A 22,300-nucleotide genomic window follows, 5' to 3' on the forward strand; every position below is an offset into this window, starting at 1 on the left:
CAGAGAGAGCGTCTAAACATGTGATAAAAAGCGCAATCGATTGCGCTTACAGTTGAAAGGAGTGTTTGAAACATGTTAAAAGAAGCGATTTACCACCGTCCAAAAGATGCGTTTGCTTATGCATACGACGAGCGAACGCTACATATTCGTCTGCGAACAAAAAAAGATGATGTCGATGCGGTATACTTGTTATTTGGGGATCCATACGTTTGGAAAGACGACGCATGGCAATTTGACAAACAACCGATGCAAAAAAGCGGCTGTGACGCTTTGTTTGATTATTGGTTTATCGCTGTGCAACCCCCGTATCGCCGCTTGCGCTATGGGTTTGAATTGCATGCAGGAGAAGACATGCTCATCTATACAGAAAAAGGCTTTTATAAAAAAGCCCCGACAGACGATACAGCATACTATTTTTGTTTCCCGTTTTTAAATCGTATCGACGTGTTTCATGCGCCTAGCTGGGTGAAAGACACCGTCTGGTATCAAATTTTCCCTGAACGGTTCGCCAACGGCAATCCACACTTAAACCCACCAAATACGTTGCCATGGGGAAGCGTCGATCCGACAACAACGAGCTTTTTCGGCGGCGACTTTGAAGGTATTATCGCACAATTAGACTATCTCGTCGAACTCGGCATTAACGGCATTTATTTTACACCTATTTTCAAAGCGCCATCGAACCATAAATACGATACGATTGACTATTTCGAAATCGACCCACAATTTGGCGACAAACAAACATTTAAGCGGCTTGTTGAAGCATGCCATGCAAAAGGCATTCGTGTCATGCTTGATGCCGTGTTTAACCATAGCGGCTATTATTTCGCCCCGTTTCAAGACGTATTAAAAAACGGCGCGAAATCACGCTATAAAGATTGGTTCCACATTCGTGAATTCCCGCTTCAAACGGAACCGATTCCAAACTATGATACGTTTGCGTTTGTGCCAGAGATGCCGAAATTAAACACAGAACATCCGGAAGTGAAACAATATTTATTAGACGTCGCGACATATTGGATTCGCGAGTTTGACATCGACGGCTGGCGCTTAGACGTTGCGAACGAAGTCGATCACCAATTTTGGCGCGAGTTTCGTCAAGCGGTAAAAGCGATCAAACCGGACGTTTATATTCTCGGTGAAATTTGGCACGATGCAATGCCGTGGCTTCGCGGTGATCAATTTGATGCGGTTATGAACTATCCGTTCACAAACGGGGCGCTCAACTACTTTGCGAAAGAAAACGTAAAAGCAAACGAATTTGCCTATACGATCATGAACGTATGGCATAACTATCCGCAAAACGTAAACGAAGTGGCGTTTAACTTGCTCGGCAGCCACGATACACCACGCATTTTAACGCAATGCGGTGAACGAAAAGAAAAAGTGAAACTCATGTTTACGTTCCAACTTTCTTTCAGTGGATCACCATGCATTTATTATGGGGATGAAATCGGTTTAACAGGTGGGCAAGACCCGCTTTGCCGCAAATGTATGGTATGGGAAAAAGAAAAGCAAGATCGCGATATATTCACGCATGTACAAAAGCTCATTGCGTTGCGCAAACAATATCGCGCCTTGCGCTTTGGCGAATTTCATATGTTAGAAGCAAACGATAAAACAAATCATATCGCTTACGTGAAAACGTACGACGATGAAACGATCGTTTGCTTGTTAAACAATGCAGATACATCGCTTACATGGACCGTTCCATTTTCACTAAAAGACAAAACGGTCATCAACCTTTGGACAAATGAATGTCTGGCTGAACAAACAATAACGATTGAGCCGTACGGCTTTCGCATGCTGCTTGTACAGCCTACGTCCGCTGTATAAAACGGCGATATTCGCTTGGCGTCATGCCTTCCATTTTTTTAAATACGCGCGAAAAATATGCGCCATCTTCAAATCCGACTTGTTTTGCAATCGCCGCGACCGTCTCGTTGGTTGCGGCTAGTTTTTTCTTTGCTACTTTCAATCGATAATCGTTTACATATTGCAACGCGCTCATTCCAATCGTTTTTTGCATACAGCGCGAAATATAGTCTGGATGAAGGCGAAGCGCATGAGCAAGATGCTCCATTTCAAACGGCTCTCCGTAATGACGATGAATATATTCCATCGCCTCTCTACACACATGTTCAGCCGCTGATGGAATATGAAGCGTTTGTTTTTGCAGTTGAACGATCCACTGTGCAAATAACAACTGTTGCGACAGCGAATGATCAGGTGTTTGCTGTTCATGCACGATATGTTGAAGCATCGTTTCCATTCCTGTTTGGTTCAACTTCCCATATTGCGGAATGAATAAACGATATTGCGCATAATCGACATATGTAGCCTCTCTCTCAATAATATCGCTCCATCCGTACGGCTGTTTTTCAACACGCTCGTATTGTGGTGCAGAAAAATGAAGCCAAATAAAATATGTATCTTCATCGCAAGGCTCATGGCCGTAATGTTCAAAGCCCGGACATAAAATGACGTATTCCCCCTCACGAACAGCAAACGTTTCTTGTTGTTCTGTCATATATAACGTCCCTTTTTGTACATACAGTAAATCAAATACGGAAAATGTACGCCGAAAATGTTTCATTCCTTTTTGAAAAACCGCCTCCCCTCCTTTAATAAAAACAGGAAACGGTGGTACGGAAAACGATATATACATACAATCTCCCCTTTAAGTCGGAAATGTACAAAAGTCATCGCCTTTTTCTCTTTTCACTATTATATACAATCCATTAAACTAAAAACAGTTTGCAAGTCGGAAATCGTAAAGGGGTTGTCTTGTTTGGCAAAAAAGCTTTCTTTATTTGCGCTCACATGGCCCATTTTTATTGAATTGACGCTTCATATGTTGACGGGCAATGCCGATACGTTTATGCTCAGTCAATATGCTGATGAAGGGGTGGCGGCTGTCGGTGTTGCGAATCAACTATTGTTTATGGTCGTTGTCATGTTTGGTTTTATCGCGACCGGCACATCGATTTTAATTGCGCAATATGCTGGAGCAAATGATGAAAAAACAGCTTCCTATATTGGAGCGGCTTCCATTTGGGCGAATTTGTTATTTGGCGTCATATTAAGCATTGCGCTTTGGGCAGGAAGCGATCGTTTACTTCAACTAATGAACGTTCCACACGAGTTGATGGCTGATGCGCGTGCTTATTTATGGATTGTTGGTGGCTTTTCGTTTGTGCAAGCGCTTATTATGACGCTTGGCGCCATTTTACGTAGCTACGGGTTTACGCGCGATATGATGAATATTACAATTGGGGTCAACATATTAAACATCATCGGCAACTATTTCGTGTTGTTCGGACCGTTTGGCTTACCGGTTTTAGGTGTTGAAGGGGTCGCTTGGTCAACAACGATTAGCCGTATCATCGGGCTTGTCATTGGATTTTTGCTCATCATGAAACGTCTCCCGCACCCTCTCCCGCTTTTATCGAAAGAGGCGTTTGCATTTCGTTACATCAAACAATTATTAAAAATTGGCATCCCATCGGCTGGCGAGCATGTCGCTTACAATACGTCACAACTTGCCATCACCTATTTCATCACGATGCTTGGCACAGAGGCGTTAACGACGAGAGTATATACACAAAACATCATGATGTTTATTTTTTTATTTAGCGTCGCCATTGGGCAAGGGACGCAAATTATCGTCGGTCATCTCGTTGGGGCAGAACGCTTTCATGAAGCGTATACCCGTTGCTTACAAAGTTTGCGTCTTGCAGTCATCATTTCGTTTACGATGGCAGCGTTGTTTTCCGTTTTTTCTGATCAACTGTTTTCCATTTTCACAAGTAACAAACAGATGATTGAAATAGGCGGAACGCTCATTTTGCTCACGATGCTTCTTGAACCAGGGCGTTCGTTCAATCTCGTCATCATTAACTCTTTACGCGCGGCTGGCGACGTAAAATTTCCTGTCTACATCGGTATCGCATCGATGTGGGGGGTGAGCGTTCCGCTTGCTTATGTGCTTGGCATTTCGTTCGATCTCGGCTTAGTCGGTATCTGGCTCGCGTTTACTGCGGACGAATGGTTACGTGGCTTGCTCGTCTATTGGCGTTGGAAATCAAACGTATGGCGCACAAAATCGTTCGTCAAAAAGGAAGCGACAGCTTAACACCGAGCAAATGGTTCGCAACATTTTGTCCGCTAATGACAACCATCGGCGACCCGCCTCCTGGGTGGGTCGTCCCTCCAACAAAATACAATCCTTTCACTCGCCGACATGCATTCGACGGACGTAAAAACGTATCACGACGTCGATTGGACGCCATCCCATATAACGCCCCGCGATATGCACCAAACTGTTCCGCAATATGAAGCGGAGTGATCACTTGTTCGATATCTGGTACAATGTCCAACCCATATGCCCGAAGCCTTTCATACACGAGCTGCTTATATGCTTGTTCATCGACTTGCATACGCCCATCTTTCGTAAGCGGCGGAGCATTCACTAACACGAACAACGACGTGCCAGCGGTCGTAAACGGCGGGGCGCAAACGTATATCGTCGGATGTTCGCTATACCGTCCGGCAAATAGATGATCAAACTCTTGCTTATAATGAGCGGAAAAGAAAACGTTGTGATGAGCTAAATCATCCCACGTTTGTTTTGTGCCAACTAACATGACAAATGCAGAAATAGACGGCTCAGCTCGTTCATACGAACGATCATGCGGATCGACGAGCTCACGATATGCCCTCAATAAATCAGCATTCATAATAACGACGTCCGCTTCCACCTTTTCCCCATCTTCAAGCTCGACTCCTTTTACCGTACCGTTTTTTACAATGACGCGTTTGACCGCCCGATTCGTATGTAACGTTGCCCCTGCTCGTTTCGCAAGCATCGCAAACGTATGAGCAATTCGAGCGTTTCCCCCTTCTACATAATATACGCCATCAACCATTTCTAAATAGGCGATCATCGCAAACGTCGCTGGCGCCATATACGGTGATGAACCAATGTACGTTGCGTAACGATCGTACGCTTGAATGACATGTTCATTTGTAAAATAACGGCTAAAAAAAGAATGAAGCGTTTCAAGCGGGCGAGCAGAAAAAAGAGCAGTCGCAAGCGATGGCGACATATAATCAACAAACGAGCGAAACATGCGCGGAAAAAAGTACGTTTTTGCGAGTTGATACAACCTCTCCACTTCGCGTAAAAAATCGTCGTATCGCAACGCCCCGATGCGATCCATTCGCGCAAGCTGCTCTTTCATATAGTCGCGATCGCTCGAAAGAAAAAACGTTGTGCCGTCTTCGTACACGTTTTTCGTATGGACAGCCAATTTCCGAAACGTCATGTAATCTTCAAGGCGCTCACCTGTTTGCTCAATGACGTGGCGAAACACAAACGGCATCGTAATCGTATTCGGCCCAAAATCAAAATAATAGTCGCCAAGTTGAACGGGCATTAACTTCCCGCCAAAATGGCGATTTTTTTCAAATAACTGCACATCCACACCGCGATGGGCGAGCGTCACAGCGGCAGACAACCCACCGAGCCCACCGCCAACGATGACGACTTTTTTCACGTGTATGTCCTCCCTTTCCATTCATAACGTTTCGCGCGCATCGATGCATACATTAATGCAATAAACGCTCCTGCACTTATCGGCATCCAATAACACGTCGAAATCGAGCGCTCTGTTCTCCATTCGACATACGCTTTTTGAGCAATAACGATGATGAGCGGCATCGCATACGTTATCCCATACATCAACGACAACGGAGCAATAATGAGCGGTGCGACGTAAAATAGTCCATAAAACATCGTGAGCATCATAACAAAAAACGATGAGCGATTTAACCCAACATATACATTTTTTAAAAAACCTTCCCATACTTCTTTATTCGTTGCATACATATAGCAAACGACATCAGTGCTTACGTTCGCGAGAATGACACGATACCGATGTTCTTTCATTTTGCGGGCAATCATCACATCTTCAACAAGCTCACTTTTTACAGACGCATGCCCACCGATCGCTTCATACGCCGCGCGTTCAAAAAACAAACACGCCCCATGCGCTGCGGTCGCCGAACGCATATGCGTATAATTTGCTAAAAATAAAGGCAAATGAAACAAAATAAAAAAATGTTGCAACGGCACGAGCCATTTTCCGATCAGTGGAAGCGACGACGGATGAAACGACGGAAAACCGGTCACTAATTTCGCATCATACGCGGCTGCGACCGCCAACAATTTTTCAATGACTGCGGGCTTTAACTCGACATCCGCATCAATAAAAAACAAATACGCCCCTTTCGCCTCCTTCGCCAGTTGATGGCACGCATGCACTTTCCCTACCCAACCGTTAGGAAGAGGCTTCCCTTTCCGTATTTGAAAACGATTGTCCCCTTTCGTTTCTTTCAACAATAACTCATACGTACAATCGGTCGATTGGTCATCAAGAAGCAAAAATTCGACTGACTCATACGTCAACTGCTTTAACGAGCGCACGAGACGTACGACATTTCGCTCTTCATTGCGGAGTGGAACGAGCACGCTCACAAGCGGGCGAGCGACGATTTGTGGACGTTTCGGAAGCGAAATAAGAAACAAAGCGTTAAAAACGGTCCAAATGAAAAAACTTACCCACACCCCGATCATAACGCCCCTCCGTTCCAACGTGTAAACGATTGAAGCTGTTCACTCACAACTAATCTCCTCACTTCGTCTAGTTGTGCGGTGCAAATGCGTTCGAGTTCAGCCGTTTTTTCCTTCCGATCGCTTCCCGTCATACGAGCCGCCCATAGCGGCTCGCCAATATGAATAAACCATTCCGGCTTGCGATGATGGCGAAAACTATGGTAAAACGCAAGCGGTATGATCGGCACGTTCGCTCGTTCCGCTACATATATAGCTCCTGTAAAAAAATGAAGCGGGCGCTTTTCGATATGTTGTTCTTCCCCTTGTGGAAACACCCAAACGCTGTTTCCATCGCGCAATAATGAAACAGCATAATCTAGCGACCTCATCATCTCTTTTCGTTGCGTGCGGTTGATCGAAAAACCGCCAAGCTTACGAAAAAACGGATATTGTTTTAACCCTTCTTCACTCATCATCGCATAACTATTTTGTTGAAACACAAAACGGCTCAATTGAAAGGCGATCAGTCCATCCCACCATGAACTATGATTCGCCACATATAATGCTGGGGTGCGCACAACGTGTCCGCGTACGTATAGACGATGAAACGACGTGCGTAACAACCATGTGTTGTAAAAGGAAAACATCCATTCAAACATACGACTTTTTTTCGCTTCAATCATGCCGACCGTCTCCATTTCCAAAAAATAAACGTGGTAAGCGATAACCCAAGGAAGAAAGCACCATACAATTGTTCTAGTAAAGCAAGAAATAAAAACATGGCTTCAAGAAGGAAAAAAAGAGAAATCGCTCGTCGATCCGAACTTCCTTCACGCGCTGGAAAAATGAGCAATAACCGATGAATAACAAACGCAACAACAAACCACCCAGCAAAATTTTGAAGCGGAACGTTATAATATACGCTCGTCTCTTCCCAAATCCAATATTGCTTTGCAACATAGGCAACCGGGTCAATAACTACATCTAATACAACCGCTAATGACGCACCAACAGCAGAAGCAACAAACGGCCTTGTTGGCGATACGAAACGTAATGCGAGTGCATGCGTACAACCGATCACCGCAAGCCAAGCGAACCCAATCGCTATCGGAACGCCAAATATGGTCATACCAAATTGATTCGTATAATCATATGAGCCAAAAATGAGACTATACGTCGCCCCAACATACTCCACCGCCATTGTACCAATGAAGATCGCAATCGTTGCGATGATCCCCCGTTGACCGTATCTTTCGATTAAAAATAATGCGCCAATCATTCCTGCAAGCATTAAAAACACAACATTTGCCCATTCTAACCACGGCGGCAAAAGATGAAAACCGACGAGCACAAGTCCACATCCATACCAAATGAGAAAAAAGCGATATAAACGCTCACCCCACTTCAACGTTTTCTCCTCCTATTTGTTGGAGCAACGCTTTTTTTCGTTCTTCCGACACAAACGCCCGCTTCGTAAATACGTCGTATTGTTGCTCGCGAACAGCGTGTAAAATACTTTTGTACATCAATGTAGCTCCCCGTACGGCAAAACGTGCTGAAAGTGGATAAAGCGAAAATACCGCTTCGGCATACGCATATTTCTCTTCTGCCTTTTGTGCAATATGTTCCCATAAATCAATAAATGCGTTCGTCACCCGACCAAAAGCGATATCTTGTTCACTGACTTCATACATGTTCATCCATTCACGCGGTAAATAAATACGTCCACGCGCCATATCTTCTCCGACGTCGCGCAAAATGTTCGTCAGTTGCATCGCTTCTCCAAGCGCGATGGCGCTTTCTTTTAACTGCTCGCGACGATGCGGGGCTAAAATCGGCAATAACATTAAGCCAACGGTACTTGCGACACAATAACAATAACGCAACAACTGGGAAAATGTATCATAACGATGAACAGTTAAATCCATTTTTTGTCCTTCAATCATATGCGAAAACGGTTCAGCGTCCATGTCATAACGTGAAAATACATCGCGAAGCGCTACCCACATAAAGTCATTTTCTGTATATCCACCTAAAAACGATTCCCATTGTTTTTCAAACTGTTGCAGTTCTTGATGTGGCTGTTTGCCTTCGTCAACAATATCATCGACGCGACGACAAAATGCGTAAATCGCCCAAATGGCATTGCGGTCATGTAACGGTAAAACTGAAAATGCACGATAAAACGTTTTCGAATGATATGCCGTCACCGCTTCACATTGCGCATACGCTTGCCTAATATTCATCATTCTCCACTCCAATCACGCGATATTTGTTGGGCACATAACTTTGCCCCTTGCATGACAACTGGTACCCCTCCACCGGGATGAATCGACGCACCAACGCCATATACGTTTTCATAACGTGTCGACTTCACTTGTGGACGAAATGGACCGGATTGAAATAACGTCGGTGCGATCCCAAACATGCCGCCATCATACAATCCTTCGTTGTGTGCATCGAGCGGCGTACGCACATGCATCCACTCGATCGCCTGCTTTATATTCGGAAACGCCCGTTTTTCTACTTCATCGACGATACGAGCAATCCAACGATCTTGTTTCGTCCAATCGATATGCCGCCCAGCTGGCACAGGAATGAGCACATACAACACGCTTTTCCCTTCGGGTGCTAACGAACGATCGACCGCGGACGGATAAAACGTATAAAATGACGGATCTTGCGGAACAACTTTCCGAACAAATACATCGTCCATATGTTGTTGAAAATCATGAGGTAAAAAAAATTGATGAATCGGCGCATTGTACGTTTTCCGAAGCCCTATATAAAGCAGTACACAGCTAGATGAAGGTGTCCATGTTCTTTTTTTCGTCATCATCGTCGGCTCATCTGTATTCATAACAAATGCATCAAAACGATATTTTTCTCCTTGCGCATAAAGCGCTTCTATTTTTGAACCGTTCACTTCATACCGCTCGACTTTCGTCTGCAGTCGGACGGTGACCCCCGCTTCTTCTAGCTTTCTTGCAAGTAAAGAAACGAGACTTGCGTAGCCACCTTTTACGTAATATACACCGTGCGCATGCTCGCTAAACGAAACAAGCGAGTAAAGTGATGGCGTTGCATACGGATTGCCGCCAATATATAACGTTTGTAACGAATAAGCAAGCTGCAACCGTTCATCGTGAAAATAACGCGCCATACTCGTTTTCACAGATTGATAGGCACGCATACGAGAAAAAAGCGCCATCGTTTCTTTCGTGAAAAACGTTCGTTTCTTTATAAATGTTTTTTTTAAAATGAGCTCATCGCCTTTTGTAAAATATCCCCTCATCTCATTCATAAAACGTTGAAATCCTTTTTCTTCCCCAGGAAACAGACGAGCAATTTCTTCTACTTGTCTTTCTTCTTTCGCATATTTTGTATACGATATGCCGTCTGCAAAATGAATCGTATACATCGGATCGCACCGAACAAGCTCGTATTCATCTTCCGTTACACCAACGTCGGAAAGAAAAGCACGCAATTTTTCTGGCAACAATACGATCGTTGGGCCAGCGTCAATGCGAAACCCTTCTCGCTCAATAAACGAAAGCCGTCCACCAAGTCGGTCGTTTTTCTCAAACAACGTCACATGCGCGCCGTTCTTTGCCAGCAATAGCGCCGTCATTATGCCGCCAATGCCCCCACCGACGATCGCAATGTTCATTACGCTTCCCTCCGCTTCGGCAGAGCGCCAACTGGAATAATCGGCTGTCGATGTGCTTGTAATATGCCGTTTGCGGTAATGCGGGCCGATTCAAAAATCGTCGGCAAACCGCTTCCCGGATGCGTTCCGCCACCGACAAGCCAACAATGGTTTAATTCTTCAAATTCGTTATGTGGACGAAGCACCATCATTTGTGATAACTGATGCCCTAAGTTAAACGTCGCCCCTTCGTAAACGAATATGTCATGCTCCCAATCGTGCGGAGTAATGATTTTTTCATATTCAATATGTTGTTCCATACGTCCCCACCCTAACTTTTTCGCAAGCGTATCCCATAATTTTCGGCGAAACGACTCTTTTTCTTTTTCCCAATCAATACCGCTCGTATTGTTCGGCACAGGCGCTAAAATGTAAAGCGCACTTTTTCCTTTTGGTGCTACTGTCGCATCTGTGACGATCGCATTTTGTACGTAAATCGATGGATCATGTGGAATGACTTTTTCTTTCGTAATTTCATCGACATTTCGCTTATAATCATCCGCAAATATAATCGTATGATGGGCAAGATCCACCGGCTTGTTTATCCCGACATACATCATAAATGTCGAACATGAATATTTCTTTTGTTGCAATTTTTCTTTCCGATATTTGTTTAATACCCCATCGTCAACGAGATTTGTCATCGCATAAGCAAAATCCGCATTCATAATGACTTCATCAGCCGCCACTTTTTCACCGTTTTCTAATATGACGCCTTTCACCGTACGGCCATCAAGCCAAAGCTTTTTTACCCCTGTGTTGACATGTACGCGCCCCCCATATTCTGCAACGATGCGCGCCATCGCTTTCGGAATTTCGTTTAATCCACCGATGACGTGATAAATGCCGTACGCATGTTCCATATACGATAAAATGGAAAACGCACCCGGACATTCCCACGGGGACATCCCTAAATATTTCGCTTGAAACGTAAATGCTAAACGAAGGCGCTCATCATGAAAATATCGACTTAATATGTCGTATAGCGACTGCGATAACGTCAATTGCGGCAACGCTTTTAATACCGTCGGTCGCAAATAATGGTATAATCTGTCCATTTTACTTTGCAAAATGGGTGCAAGCGCCTGCAACTTCCGCTCGTTTTCATTCATAAACCGCTCATAACCATCTTCGTCCCCTGGAAATAGCGCAGCAATTTGTTCTTTCATTCGCTGCCGATCCATCGTCATCGCTAACTTCACATCAGGAAAAATAAGTTCATACATCGGATTTAACTCAACTAGTTTCACGTAGTCATGTATGTTTCTTCCTGCGGCTGTAAATAGTTCTTCAATAATATGAGGCATGCTTAAAAACGTCGGACCGATGTCAAAGCGATACGGTCCCAGCTCGAATCGTCCATTTCGCCCGCCTACGTACGATTGTTTTTCGAATACGGAAACGTCATATCCTTTCGCGGCAAGCAACATCGCCGCCGCAAGCCCACCAGGTCCCGCCCCAACGACAACAATTTTTTTCACGTTATCCACTCCATTAAACAAAAGTTATACAAATATTATACAAGATAATAAAGAAACAAGAAAGAAAAAAGACAGCCATTTTTAGCTGTCTTTTAAATGAATGTTGTAATGCTCAAACCATTCATGAAATTGAATGAAATACGCTAAAAGTTGCGGACCAGACATGAGTTGACCAAACCATGGGATGCGAAACGAGTTTCCTTTTGTCTCAACTAATTGTTTTAACTTCTTTTCATCAAACAATTCGTACAAAACGGATGAACGATTTGTTAAAATCGTCCCTAACCGTTCAGCAACGATGTCGGTATAACGCGGATGATGCGTTTTTGGATACGGACTTTTTTTCCGATACAAAACGTCATTTGGCAAAATCCCTTCCAACGCTTTACGTAAAATGCCTTTTTCACGATTGTTATGCATTTTCATCTCCCACGGAATGTTCCATACATACTCGACGAGGCGATGATCGGCAAACGGCACGCGCACTTCTAAACTTGCCGCCATGCTCATTCGGTCTTTTCGATCTAAAAGCGTCGTCATAAACCAAACCATATTTAAATAAAATAATTCGCGGCGGCGCGCTTCTTCCGCGCTTTCTCCGTCTGCGTGAGGAACTTCACGAAGCGTTTCTGTATAACGCATATGCGCATACTCATGAAGTGGCAGTTTTTCGCGCCACGTTTCATGTAAAAGATCGAACCGTTCATGTAACGACCGCATCCACGGAAATCCGTCACGCTCGAAGTCTTCTTTTCTATGAAACCACGGGTAGCCTCCGAAAATTTCGTCGGCACATTCACCCGACAAACTAACAACAAACTGTTGCTTTATTTGACGACAAAACCAGAGAAGTGATGAATCAATATCCGCCATCCCCGGTAAGTCGCGTGCCATCACCGCCGCTTGCAATTCATCAGCTAACTGTTGTTGCGAAATGACACACGTATGATGGACGGTTTGAAACGCATCGGTCATTCGCTTAATCCACGGCCCGTCGCTATTCGGTTGAAATGCGTTGGCTGTAAAATATTGTTCGTTTTCTTCATAATCAATCGAATACGTATGAAGCGGTCCTTTTCCTTCTCGTTCAAACGCCTGCGCCGCAATCGCTGTAATGGCGCTTGAGTCAACGCCACCTGACAAAAACGTACACACCGGAACATCTGACACAAGTTGACGTGTAATCGCATCAATGAGCAATGTTCGAATATGCTCGACCGTTTCATCAAATGAATGAACATGCGGTACGCTTTGTACGTTCCAATAGCGCCATTGATGCACGCTACGCTCAGCAACGATCATCGCATGGGCCGGTCGCAGTTCATAAATCGTTCGAAATACGCCATGTCCCGGAGTGCGCGACGGGCCAAGCGCTAAAATTTCGCATAAACTTTCGCGATCAATTTCTGCTCGAACGTTTGGATGCGCTAAAATCGCTTTAATTTCCGAAGCGAATAAAAACTCTCCTTGTTCATGACGATAAAAGAGCGGTTTGACACCTAGACGATCGCGCGCTAAAAATAGCTGCTTTCGTTCACCATCCCACACCGCAAATGCAAAAATGCCATTGAAATGATCGACGCATTGTTCGCGCCATTCCATATATGCGGTAAGCAACACCTCTGTATCCGAATGTCCTTGAAACGTATATCCTTTTTTCAATAACTGCTTACGAATATCTTCCGTATTATACAGTTCGCCATTATAACAAATCGTATAATCATAGCCGTTTTTCGTTCGCGTCATCGGTTGAACGCCACCTGCTGGATCGACAACGACAAGCCGCTTATGTCCAAATGCAACATGATCATCAAGCCAAACGTTCGTATCATCCGGCCCTCGGAAAGAGAGCGTATTGGCCATCTTCAGCACCGTTTCTTTCTCTTGATGTAAACGACGTCCAAAATGAACCCATCCGGTAATTCCGCACACGTCAATCATTCCCTTCTGTTGTGAACAAGTATGAAGCATGCTTTTATTTTATGCATCGTTTATATAAATGATGAGTTGTCTATAATGGCGTACGGAGGGAATTGACATAAAAGGAGGGAAACAAATGGATCGCCTTTCATCATTACGCGCACAAAAACGTGCTTACATCTATGGTGTTGTTGAACAAGTAAATGGCGAATGGGTGTTTTTTGATGAAGATGATGAAGCACATGAGATGATCAATTTGCCCGAAGAAGTAGAATTGTTTCGCTTCGGTCAATGGGTGAAAGGATGGCTTGGAGAACATGGGGACATATATATGTCGGAACGTTATACATTAAAAAACGGTGATCGTCTTCGCTACATGAAACCGTTGTCGCACGCATACGAACAATGGCTTGCTCAGCTACCCGATCACGCGTTTTTCCATTTCATTCATTTAATTAACGAATGGAATTTTTCCGTATATGACTGTTTGTATTGTTATAACTATATGTTATTTGCTGAAAAAGGGGTTAATTTTTTAATGTTCGACAACTCGCTCGACATGTGTAACGTCCAACATTATTTTGATGGAAAGCAACATCGTTTCGAGCTCACATTGCAAACAGGAAAAAAAATGATTGGCGTACAACTCGATCATTGAATCATCGATTGGCTTCCCTGCAATACTTGTTGTTCAAACTGTTCGGCCGGAAGTGGTTTAAAAATGGCGTATCCTTGCGCATAATGACATTTTAATCGTTTCAACAATTTCATTTGTTCAGCCGTTTCGACACCTTCTGCGACAACTTTTAAGCGCAAGCCGTGCCCCATCGTAATAATTGATTTGACGATCGCAATATCCGAGCGATCTTTATGAAGCTGATAAATAAACGATCGGTCAATTTTTAACGTGTTAATCGGCAAATCTTTTAAGTAACTAAGCGATGAATAGCCTGTGCCAAAATCATCGATCGACACATGGACACCAAGCTGTTGCAGTTTTTTCATGACGTGGATACTGTAATACATATTGCGCAACATCGAACTTTCCGTTAATTCTAAATGTAAACAATGCGCGGGCAGTTGCGATTGTTTGAGCGCTTGTTGGACGTCTTCAAAAAATGTCGGATGTTGAAATTGCGAAGCGGATACGTTGACTGAAATTATTAACGAACGAAAGCCGAGATCGTGCCATTTTTTCGTTTGCATGCACGCTTCAGTAAGCACCCAGCGCCCGAGGTCATGGATGAAACCAATTTCTTCAGCGATCGGAATAAACTCAAGTGGAGAAACAAGACCAATTTTCGGATGTTTCCAACGTAACAACGCTTCGCTCCCAATAATTTTTCCAGACATTAAATCGAGAAGCGGTTGATAAACGAGAAAACATTCATTTTTATCGAGCGCTTTTCGTAAATATCGTTCCAGCTCGACACGATGCAACACTTGTTCATTCATTTTTGTCGCGTACAATTTCACATTGTTGCCACCGTTTTGTTTCGCTCGATTGACCGCTGTATCCGCATTTTTTAATAGCGATTGCGCATCTACACCATCCGTTGGATAAAAACTGACACCAACGCTTGCGGTTAAAAAAAACTCTTTTTCTTCATACACAATCGGTAAAGCAATATGCTGAAGCAATGTTTTCGCCCATTCGACGACCGCTTGCACATCCGTTTGTTTCGTCAACAATAAACTAAACTTATCTCCGCCAAAACGACCGAAATGCGCCCCAGATGGCAATATGTTTTTTATTCGCTCCACCATCTGCTTTAATATTTCATCCCCTCCGTAATGACCGATCGTATCGTTCACGATTTTGAATCGATCCATATCAATAAACAATACTGCAAGGGAATCCCCTTTTTCTTTCGCTTTGTCAATTGCGCTTTTCACCATGTTTGTAAATTGCAGTCGATTCGGTAGCCCCGTGTCAATATCGTGATATGCAATATATTTGATATGTTCTTCCGCGCGCTTTTGTTCAGTAATGTCACGTCCGATGCCGTAAATACCAACCTTGTTTCCGTCAACGATAATCGGAACGTTTTTAATTTGGAATAAATATACCTCTCCTGATTTCGCTGGAATTTCTAAATTGTATTGTTGCACCTTCCCTTTTAGTGCACGATAAAAATAGCGACGCACGCGCGGAATGTCTTCTTTTTTAATGTAATCAAGCGAGTTTGTATGCAAAATTTCGTCTGCTTTATACCCAAATACTCGTTCAAATGCAGGATTGACACTTGTGAAATTACCTTCTAAATCAGTGGAATATACAATGTCTGGATTGTGTTCAAATAAGGAGCGGTAATATTGTTCAGATATTTTCATTTTTTGACGCATTTCGTCTAAATCCGCTCGACATTCGTCAAAAACGAGGGCACAGATGACTGCTATTTCCGATGCATCCCCAATCATCGGAAACAACTTTGCTTGGGGTAAATGATGTTGCACGTATTGTTCGACTTGCATGCGAAACGAAGGAGAAAGCGAAGAAACGAAAATCGTTAGTTGGTCATACTCATATAAACGATAGTCACTTACCCACCGTTCCCAATCCGCAAACGTGTTGCAAACTGTTTGAAATAATTTCATCCCCTTTTTCCCACTCTTTCTTTCTCTTTATAATATTTTTTCAATTATTAATCAATTTGTATTATAGCACATTTCCATATGATAGAAAAAGAAAAAAGTTGGCGAATATGCCAACTTTACGAAAAGAATGAAAAACCAAACGGCAATTTAAAGCCAAGGTATAGCACAACGACGAACGCTACGATGAACTGAAGCCAAAGAACGTTCGTATTTTTCCCTTTTGCTGTCCGAACGAGAATCATTTCCATCGTTCCGATGACCCATAAGCCGACAATCACTTTGACGATATACAGAAACGGAAATGAGGACATGCTATGTAAAATCCATGCGCCTGTCGCAATAATCAAAATGTAAAACAGGCGCAACAACATGTGTACCATTTTTGTTTTTTCATGCCCCTTAGCTTGAAAAGAGATCGCAACGACAAATAAAATGAGCGCAACGACCCACGTTGTAATATGTGCATGTGTCATAACCATGCTCCTTTCTTTCTCAAATTCATATATGCCTATGATAGCACGTCTGTATATGAATTGAAAAAGAAAACGCTCTCCTTTTCTATTTACTTTCTATATGCACTTCAAGTATGTTATATATGTGACTATCGAAATAGGAGGGATTGACGTGAAAACAGCACAAATTATCGAACTAACAGAAAAATACGGAGCAAATAACTATCATCCACTCCCAGTCGTCTTATCAAAAGGCGAAGGTGTATGGGTAGAAGACCCAGAAGGTAATCGTTATATGGATATGTTAAGCGCTTACTCAGCGGTCAACCAAGGACATCGCCATCCGCGCATCGTACAAGCGCTTATTGAACAAGCTAATAAAATTACATTAACATCGCGCGCATTCCATAACGACCAGCTCGGTCCATGGTATGAAAAAGTGGCAAAATTAACAAAAAAAGAGATGGTTTTACCGATGAACACAGGCGCCGAAGCGGTCGAAACAGCTGTGAAAGCAGCGCGCCGCTGGGCATATGACGTCAAAGGCGTTCCTGCCGATCAAGCGGAAATTATCGTTTGTGAAGATAACTTCCACGGTCGGACAATGACAGCAGTGTCGATGTCATCGAACCCAGAATATAAACGCGGATTCGGTCCGATGCTTCCGGGCATTAAAGTCATTCCGTTCGGTGATGTCGAAGCACTTAAACAAGCGATCACTCCAAATACAGCCGCGTTTATTTTTGAGCCAATTCAAGGGGAAGCAGGCATTAACATTCCACCAGAAGGATTTTTAAAAGCCGCCTATGACGTATGTAAACAACATAACGTGTTATACATTGCCGACGAAATTCAATCCGGACTTGGTCGCTCTGGTAAAATGTTTGCATGCGATTGGGAAGAAATTGAACCAGATATGTACATTCTCGGTAAGGCGCTCGGTGGTGGCGTATTCCCAATTTCATGCGTAGCCGCAAATCGCGACATTCTTGGCGTATTTAATCCGGGCTCGCACGGATCGACATTCGGTGGTAATCCGCTCGCTTGCGCTGTTTCGATCGCTGCGCTTGATGTCATCATCGAGGAAAAATTACCAGAGCGTTCATTGGAGCTCGGTCAATATTTCCAAGAAAAATTGCGCGAAATCAACCATCCAGACATTAAAGAAGTGCGCGGCAGAGGGTTGTTTATCGGCGTTGAATTACACGTCCCAGCGCGTCCATATTGCGAAAAACTGCAACAAGAAGGGCTATTATGTAAAGAAACGCACGATACGGTTATTCGCTTTGCCCCTCCGCTCGTCATTACAAAAGAAGAGCTCGACTGGGCGATTGAAAAAGTGAAAAAAGTATTTGAACAGTAAAAAGCTGGGGCATCCCAGCTTTTTATTTGACTACATTTCGTAACGTTCCAATTTGCTCAATTGTAATTTCAATCACATCCCCCGACTGTAAAAAGCGCGGCGGATTCATTCCTTTTCCAACACCAGCTGGCGTTCCTGTCGCAATCACATCCCCCGGCTCTAACGTCATCCCTTTCGACAACGTCGCAATGATTGTTGGAATGTCGAAAATAAATTGCGCTGTCGTTGCCGATTGTCTCACTTCACCATTTACTTTCGTTTCAATATGTAACGCATGCGGCTCAGCAATTGCCGACCGATGAACGATCCACGGTCCCATCGGACATGACGTATCTAAGCTTTTACCAAGTAAATATTGTTTATGTCGTTCTTGCAAATCGCGCGCCGTCACATCGTTTACAATCGTATAACCAAATACGTAATCGAGCGCCTGTTCTTTCGGGATCGCTTTTCCCTTCTTCCCAATCACAATTGCAAGCTCCCCTTCATAATCTAATTGATCGGTTACATCCGCATGGCGTAAAATTGTTGCTTCATGCCCGATCACTGTCGTTGGCGCTTTCGAAAATACAATGATATTTTCACGATCTGCTTCGCCACCCATTTCTTGTGCATGATCGGCATAATTTTTTCCGATACAAAAAATATTTTTTGTCGGGCGCGGAATCGGCGCAAGCAACTGCACGTCGTGAAGTTCATACGTCCACTCTGGTCGCACACGTTCAAGCACACGTTGCACTTTTTCAATAAACGATTCACCAAGTTCGATGCATTCGATCATCGTATGCGGTATCGTTTCATCTGCTTTCGATAAATGAACGACTTTCTTCCCATGAACAACCCCTACAAACACATCCGATCCAGCGTGCGCTGTAACAAATTTCATGTCCTCATCCCCTCTTTTGTATGATCGAACATCATTATGTTCTCTTTTTCATAGCTAAACTCCTTTGAAAAAAAATCATTTTTCAGCACATTATCCTATTTCCTTTTTCTTTATAATATGTATAATAGTTTATACACGCAGTCATTTACAGACTGTTTACGAAAATGAAAAATGTTGGTGAATCTTATGTCTCTTTCCCTCATCGAAAAGAAAAGACGACAATTAATTGAATTGGCGCAAATGTACGGTTTTTCTGCGAAGGAAACGATCCAATGCAGCCAAGAGCTTGACGAATTGTTAAATAAGCATTTGAAAGAAGCCGTGCTTTTTCATAAAGAAAAAGAGGACAAGCCGTGTACGACATGATCTGTTCATGTCGTTTTCTTTTTTCCGTACGTCATCCATCGCCATACGCGTTCCAGCGGGCCGATCGTATGTTTTTTCAGCCACCAATGACTCCAACATATTTGCATGACATATACAACGAGTGCGATAGCGAGCGCTTGTTTTGGCGTTACTTTCCCATATAAGCCGAAGCCATATGAATAAAAAATGGTCGTGCAAACGACGGATTGCATCAAATAGTTCGTGAACGCCATTTTGCCGACAGGCGCAAAAAAACGAATCACTTTCTCTGTCACAAACGAAAACGCGGTCAAATAAAACAGGGCGAGCGCAGGACCTCCGATCATATCTTGGGCATACGTTGTGACGATATTTTTTTCGACATACGGAAGCCACTTGAAAGCCATGCCAATAATAAACGAGCCGATGCACCATTTTCGGATCGTTGCGCGATGTCGATTGACATCATGAAACCATTTTTCTTTTGCGATAAATGCCCCAAATAAAAAAAACGGGAAAATCGTTAAAATAAAAATGAATGCTTGTGTTAATGAGTTGACGTACAGCCAATCATATGCTCGCTGCATAAAAATTTGTTCCCACGTGCCTTGTTGATAATTTGCGATCGCCTGCTTTGCCAGCTCTGGCTCTGAAAAATCGACATCACCGCTCATTTTCCACATCAGCCACATGAGTACGGTGGAACCGAAAGCCCAACTGCTCCAAAGCGAAAGCGCCCAGTTGCGCAACGTTTTTGCGCTCGCTTGAAAAAACGGAAAAAGAAACAAACCAACGATCGCATACCCGATTAAAATATCACCATGCCAAATAAAAAACGCATGAATCATACCAAATAACAACAACGCTAGCAATCGGCGCAAAAAAGTCACCCGAAACTGCTCGCCCCCCTTATCAAGCATGATCCATGCTCCCCAGCCGAACAACAACGAAAAAAGCGGATAAAAGCTCGCTTGCGCAAATATATCTACAAATGCAAGCAGGAAACGATCAACCCCATCTTTCGCAAACACAGAGGCGTCGACATACATCGTCGGAAGCGAAAAATCAAGAACGTTCACAAGCAAAATGCCAAGCAACGCCACCCCGCGCACCGCATCAATGATTGAAATACGCATCTTTTCCCTCCTTTTCCATTTCAGCGTAAAGAAAAAAGAGCCGTCTGTCAATCGACAACGGCTCTTTCTCATTAATTCACATATCTTCCTGTCTTCCCTATTGATTGCCAATATTCGTTGCGTAAATGTACTTTTTGAATTTTTCCTGATGCGGTTTTTGGCAATTCTTGAACGAATGTCACCCCGGTAATCGCTTTAAAATGAGCAAGTTTTTCACGTGAGAAAGCGATGAGTTCTTGTTCGGTCACTTCTTTTCCAGGACGGACAACGACAAACGCATGCGGCGTTTCGCCCCATTTTTCATGCGGAACAGCAATCACTGCCGCCTCTAACACCGCTGGATGCTCGTACAACACCCCTTCGACTTCAATCGATGAAATGTTTTCCCCACCGCTAATAATAATATCTTTTTTCCGATCGACGATGTCGATATTTCCGTATGCATCAATCGTCGCCATATCTCCTGTATGCAGCCAACCGTTGCGAATCGTCTCCATCGTTGCCTCTGGATTTTTCCAATACCCTGCCATCACCCCGTTGCTGCGCACAATGACTTCCCCGATCGACTTTCCGTCGCGAGGCACCTCTTCCCCTCGCTCATTGACGACTTTTACTTCACAGCCAATCATCGCATAACCTGCTTTCGCTTTCATGCGATATTGTTCACTTAATGGCAAATGGTCGAGATGCGCGCGAATCGTCGACACCGTGCTTAACGGTGATGATTCCGTCATGCCGTACACTTGAATAAACTCCCAACCTAATTCTTTTTCCACGCGCGTGACAAAAGCTGGTGGCGGAGCAGACCCTGCAATAACGACACGCACATCGTGCTCGATCGTCGGCACATGTTGCTCATAATATTGCAACAGCGTATTTAACACCGTTGGCGCCATATGCATGACGGTCACTTTATATTTATTGACGTATTCGAAAATGACTTCAGGAACGGCCTTACGCAAGCAAACGTGCGTCGCTCCGTTCGCTGTATAGTAAAACGGTGCCCCCCATCCGTTGACATGGAACATCGGCAAAATATGCAAATATACATCCCGATCTGACACGCGCAAATGGTGCATCGTACTTAACGCATGCAAATAGTTGTTGCGATGTGTCAACATCACCCCTTTTGGATTTCCTGTCGTTCCGCTCGTATATAGCAAACTACATACGTCGTTTTCATCGATATCCGGGCGCTCAAACGGCTCTTTTGTATATTGAGCAAGCCATGTATCGTAAGCGATTTCATAAATGTCGTCCGTTTTGCCGTGCACGATGATATGCTCAACTGTTTGCAACTCGTTTTTGACTGGCGCAATTAAATGATACAACTCATAATCAACGAACAACACTTTACTTTCGCTATGGTTTAAAATAAATACATAATCATCTGGTTTTAGGCGAATATTGAGCGGCACCATGATCGCTCCTGTTTGAAATACGCCGTAAAACCCTTCGAGCATTTCTAACGTATTTGGCGCTAAATAAGCGACGCGATCCCCTTTTTTCACCCCTAAATCGCGTAACCCGTGCGACAACTGATTGACGCGCTCATTGAGCTCACGATAGGTGAGCGATTTTCCCTCACTAATGACGCCAACTTTATCACCATAAAGCGATACGGCGCGATCTAAAAAATGAGTTAATACTAATGGAACGTTCATCCCCAATCCCCCTTATTTTTATGTCTAAAAATTATCATTTTTCAGAAATATTATAGCACATCTTTCTTTTTATGGAGCACATTTCTTTCATTGTTTTCATATAATCGGGTAAGGGAAAGAATGAGAGAAA

19 protein-coding genes are annotated in these 22,300 nt (G+C 43.7%); 5 read left to right on the forward strand and 14 right to left on the reverse strand.

Translation table 11 applies throughout. The annotated features are described in order from the left end of the window. Positions 1-72: 72 nt before the first annotated feature. Positions 73-1,836, forward strand: coding sequence for an alpha-glycosidase (locus HNR43_RS01395; protein WP_183240534.1), 1,764 nt, complete (start codon positions 73-75; stop codon positions 1,834-1,836). On the opposite strand, the gene HNR43_RS01400 is transcribed toward HNR43_RS01395, so the two are convergent. Continuing rightward, complete coding sequence (locus tag HNR43_RS01400; RefSeq protein WP_183240537.1) at positions 1,820-2,668, reverse strand: helix-turn-helix domain-containing protein; 849 nt, start codon at positions 2,666-2,668, stop codon at positions 1,820-1,822. The two genes, HNR43_RS01395 and HNR43_RS01400, sit on opposite strands and share 17 nt — an antisense overlap. A 123-nt stretch (positions 2,669-2,791) precedes the next feature. Here HNR43_RS01400 and HNR43_RS01405 point away from each other — a divergent pair, with 123 nt between their 5' ends. Then, on the forward strand, positions 2,792-4,135 hold the full coding sequence (locus tag HNR43_RS01405) for an MATE family efflux transporter (protein ID WP_425486513.1): 1,344 nt from the start codon (positions 2,792-2,794) through the stop codon (positions 4,133-4,135). On the opposite strand, the gene HNR43_RS01410 is transcribed toward HNR43_RS01405, so the two are convergent. From HNR43_RS01410 to asnB, 8 genes are all read right to left on the reverse strand, one after another. After that, the gene (locus HNR43_RS01410; RefSeq protein WP_183240543.1) at positions 4,113-5,579 is read right to left on the reverse strand and encodes a phytoene desaturase family protein; all 1,467 of its coding nucleotides are present in this window, start codon (positions 5,577-5,579) and stop codon (positions 4,113-4,115) included. The two genes, HNR43_RS01405 and HNR43_RS01410, sit on opposite strands and share 23 nt — an antisense overlap. Further along, the gene (locus HNR43_RS01415) at positions 5,555-6,637 is read right to left on the reverse strand and encodes a glycosyltransferase family 2 protein (protein WP_183240545.1); all 1,083 of its coding nucleotides are present in this window, start codon (positions 6,635-6,637) and stop codon (positions 5,555-5,557) included. The genes HNR43_RS01410 and HNR43_RS01415 overlap by 25 nt, the downstream gene beginning before the upstream one ends. Further along, positions 6,634-7,299: a lysophospholipid acyltransferase family protein gene (locus HNR43_RS01420; RefSeq protein WP_183240547.1), complete on the reverse strand. Its 666-nt coding sequence runs from the start codon at positions 7,297-7,299 to the stop codon at positions 6,634-6,636. The genes HNR43_RS01415 and HNR43_RS01420 overlap by 4 nt, the downstream gene beginning before the upstream one ends. Next, positions 7,296-8,024 carry a carotenoid biosynthesis protein gene (locus HNR43_RS01425; protein ID WP_183240549.1) on the reverse strand — a complete coding sequence of 243 codons (729 nt, stop codon included), beginning with the start codon at positions 8,022-8,024 and terminating at the stop codon, positions 7,296-7,298. Before HNR43_RS01425 ends, HNR43_RS01420 begins: the two co-directional genes overlap by 4 nt. Next, positions 8,011-8,862: a phytoene/squalene synthase family protein gene (locus tag HNR43_RS01430; protein ID WP_183240552.1), complete on the reverse strand. Its 852-nt coding sequence runs from the start codon at positions 8,860-8,862 to the stop codon at positions 8,011-8,013. The genes HNR43_RS01425 and HNR43_RS01430 overlap by 14 nt, the downstream gene beginning before the upstream one ends. Continuing rightward, on the reverse strand, positions 8,862-10,286 hold the full coding sequence (locus HNR43_RS01435; protein WP_183240554.1) for a phytoene desaturase family protein: 1,425 nt from the start codon (positions 10,284-10,286) through the stop codon (positions 8,862-8,864). Before HNR43_RS01435 ends, HNR43_RS01430 begins: the two co-directional genes overlap by 1 nt. Next, positions 10,286-11,806, reverse strand: a complete 1,521-nt coding sequence (locus HNR43_RS01440) for a phytoene desaturase family protein (RefSeq protein ID WP_183240556.1) — start codon at positions 11,804-11,806, stop codon at positions 10,286-10,288. The genes HNR43_RS01435 and HNR43_RS01440 overlap by 1 nt, the downstream gene beginning before the upstream one ends. Positions 11,807-11,887: 81 nt before the next feature. Then, the gene (gene asnB, locus HNR43_RS01445; protein WP_183240780.1) at positions 11,888-13,738 is read right to left on the reverse strand and encodes an asparagine synthase (glutamine-hydrolyzing); all 1,851 of its coding nucleotides are present in this window, start codon (positions 13,736-13,738) and stop codon (positions 11,888-11,890) included. A 124-nt stretch (positions 13,739-13,862) separates the two neighbouring features. Between asnB and HNR43_RS01450 the strand changes: the two genes are divergently transcribed. Continuing rightward, positions 13,863-14,384, forward strand: coding sequence for a DUF2777 family protein (locus HNR43_RS01450; protein ID WP_183240558.1), 522 nt, complete (start codon positions 13,863-13,865; stop codon positions 14,382-14,384). On the opposite strand, the gene HNR43_RS01455 is transcribed toward HNR43_RS01450, so the two are convergent. Beyond that, positions 14,378-16,324 (reverse strand): putative bifunctional diguanylate cyclase/phosphodiesterase, encoded by a 1,947-nt coding sequence (locus HNR43_RS01455; protein ID WP_183240561.1) that lies wholly within the window; start codon positions 16,322-16,324, stop codon positions 14,378-14,380. The genes HNR43_RS01450 and HNR43_RS01455 overlap by 7 nt on opposite strands. A gap of 116 nt (positions 16,325-16,440) precedes the next feature. Continuing rightward, the gene (locus HNR43_RS01460; protein ID WP_171334742.1) at positions 16,441-16,797 is read right to left on the reverse strand and encodes a YisL family protein; all 357 of its coding nucleotides are present in this window, start codon (positions 16,795-16,797) and stop codon (positions 16,441-16,443) included. 100 nt (positions 16,798-16,897) lie between these two features. On the opposite strand from HNR43_RS01460, the gene HNR43_RS01465 reads away from it, so the two are divergent. Beyond that, entirely contained in the window at positions 16,898-18,139 is a 1,242-nt protein-coding gene (locus HNR43_RS01465) for an ornithine--oxo-acid transaminase (RefSeq protein WP_171334743.1), read from the forward strand. Positions 18,140-18,161: 22 nt separating this feature from the next. On the opposite strand, the gene HNR43_RS01470 is transcribed toward HNR43_RS01465, so the two are convergent. Beyond that, positions 18,162-19,025: a fumarylacetoacetate hydrolase family protein gene (locus HNR43_RS01470; protein WP_183240563.1), complete on the reverse strand. Its 864-nt coding sequence runs from the start codon at positions 19,023-19,025 to the stop codon at positions 18,162-18,164. Between the two features lie 186 nt (positions 19,026-19,211). Here HNR43_RS01470 and HNR43_RS01475 point away from each other — a divergent pair, with 186 nt between their 5' ends. Beyond that, the gene (locus HNR43_RS01475; RefSeq protein ID WP_035046237.1) at positions 19,212-19,391 is read left to right on the forward strand and encodes an aspartyl-phosphate phosphatase Spo0E family protein; all 180 of its coding nucleotides are present in this window, start codon (positions 19,212-19,214) and stop codon (positions 19,389-19,391) included. 5 nt (positions 19,392-19,396) lie between these two features. Here HNR43_RS01475 and HNR43_RS01480 read toward each other — a convergent pair whose 3' ends face one another. Together HNR43_RS01480 and HNR43_RS01485 are read right to left on the reverse strand one after the other, a co-directional pair. Continuing rightward, positions 19,397-20,506: a DUF418 domain-containing protein gene (locus tag HNR43_RS01480; protein ID WP_183240565.1), complete on the reverse strand. Its 1,110-nt coding sequence runs from the start codon at positions 20,504-20,506 to the stop codon at positions 19,397-19,399. A gap of 71 nt (positions 20,507-20,577) precedes the next feature. Further along, complete coding sequence (locus tag HNR43_RS01485) at positions 20,578-22,170, reverse strand: long-chain-fatty-acid--CoA ligase (RefSeq protein WP_183240567.1); 1,593 nt, start codon at positions 22,168-22,170, stop codon at positions 20,578-20,580. Positions 22,171-22,300 lie beyond the last annotated feature (130 nt).

Source organism: Anoxybacillus mongoliensis, from assembly GCF_014201515.1.
Taxonomy (GTDB): domain Bacteria; phylum Bacillota; class Bacilli; order Bacillales; family Anoxybacillaceae; genus Anoxybacillus; species Anoxybacillus mongoliensis.

Coding starts and splice junctions, on each gene's coding strand:
- HNR43_RS01435 (WP_183240554.1), bottom strand. CDS start 10,286: ATGAACATTGCGATCGTCGGTGGGGGCATTGGCGGCATAATGACGGCG.
- HNR43_RS01455 (WP_183240561.1), bottom strand. CDS start 16,324: ATGAAATTATTTCAAACAGTTTGCAACACGTTTGCGGATTGGGAACGG.
- HNR43_RS01400 (WP_183240537.1), bottom strand. CDS start 2,668: ATGTATATATCGTTTTCCGTACCACCGTTTCCTGTTTTTATTAAAGGA.
- HNR43_RS01420 (WP_183240547.1), bottom strand. CDS start 7,299: ATGATTGAAGCGAAAAAAAGTCGTATGTTTGAATGGATGTTTTCCTTT.
- HNR43_RS01460 (WP_171334742.1), bottom strand. CDS start 16,797: ATGACACATGCACATATTACAACGTGGGTCGTTGCGCTCATTTTATTT.
- HNR43_RS01465 (WP_171334743.1), top strand. CDS start 16,898: ATGCACTTCAAGTATGTTATATATGTGACTATCGAAATAGGAGGGATT.
- HNR43_RS01410 (WP_183240543.1), bottom strand. CDS start 5,579: ATGGAAAGGGAGGACATACACGTGAAAAAAGTCGTCATCGTTGGCGGT.
- HNR43_RS01470 (WP_183240563.1), bottom strand. CDS start 19,025: ATGAAATTTGTTACAGCGCACGCTGGATCGGATGTGTTTGTAGGGGTT.
- HNR43_RS01450 (WP_183240558.1), top strand. CDS start 13,863: ATGGATCGCCTTTCATCATTACGCGCACAAAAACGTGCTTACATCTAT.
- HNR43_RS01485 (WP_183240567.1), bottom strand. CDS start 22,170: ATGAACGTTCCATTAGTATTAACTCATTTTTTAGATCGCGCCGTATCG.
- HNR43_RS01430 (WP_183240552.1), bottom strand. CDS start 8,862: ATGAATATTAGGCAAGCGTATGCGCAATGTGAAGCGGTGACGGCATAT.
- HNR43_RS01480 (WP_183240565.1), bottom strand. CDS start 20,506: ATGCGTATTTCAATCATTGATGCGGTGCGCGGGGTGGCGTTGCTTGGC.
- HNR43_RS01475 (WP_035046237.1), top strand. CDS start 19,212: ATGTCTCTTTCCCTCATCGAAAAGAAAAGACGACAATTAATTGAATTG.
- HNR43_RS01395 (WP_183240534.1), top strand. CDS start 73: ATGTTAAAAGAAGCGATTTACCACCGTCCAAAAGATGCGTTTGCTTAT.
- HNR43_RS01415 (WP_183240545.1), bottom strand. CDS start 6,637: ATGATCGGGGTGTGGGTAAGTTTTTTCATTTGGACCGTTTTTAACGCT.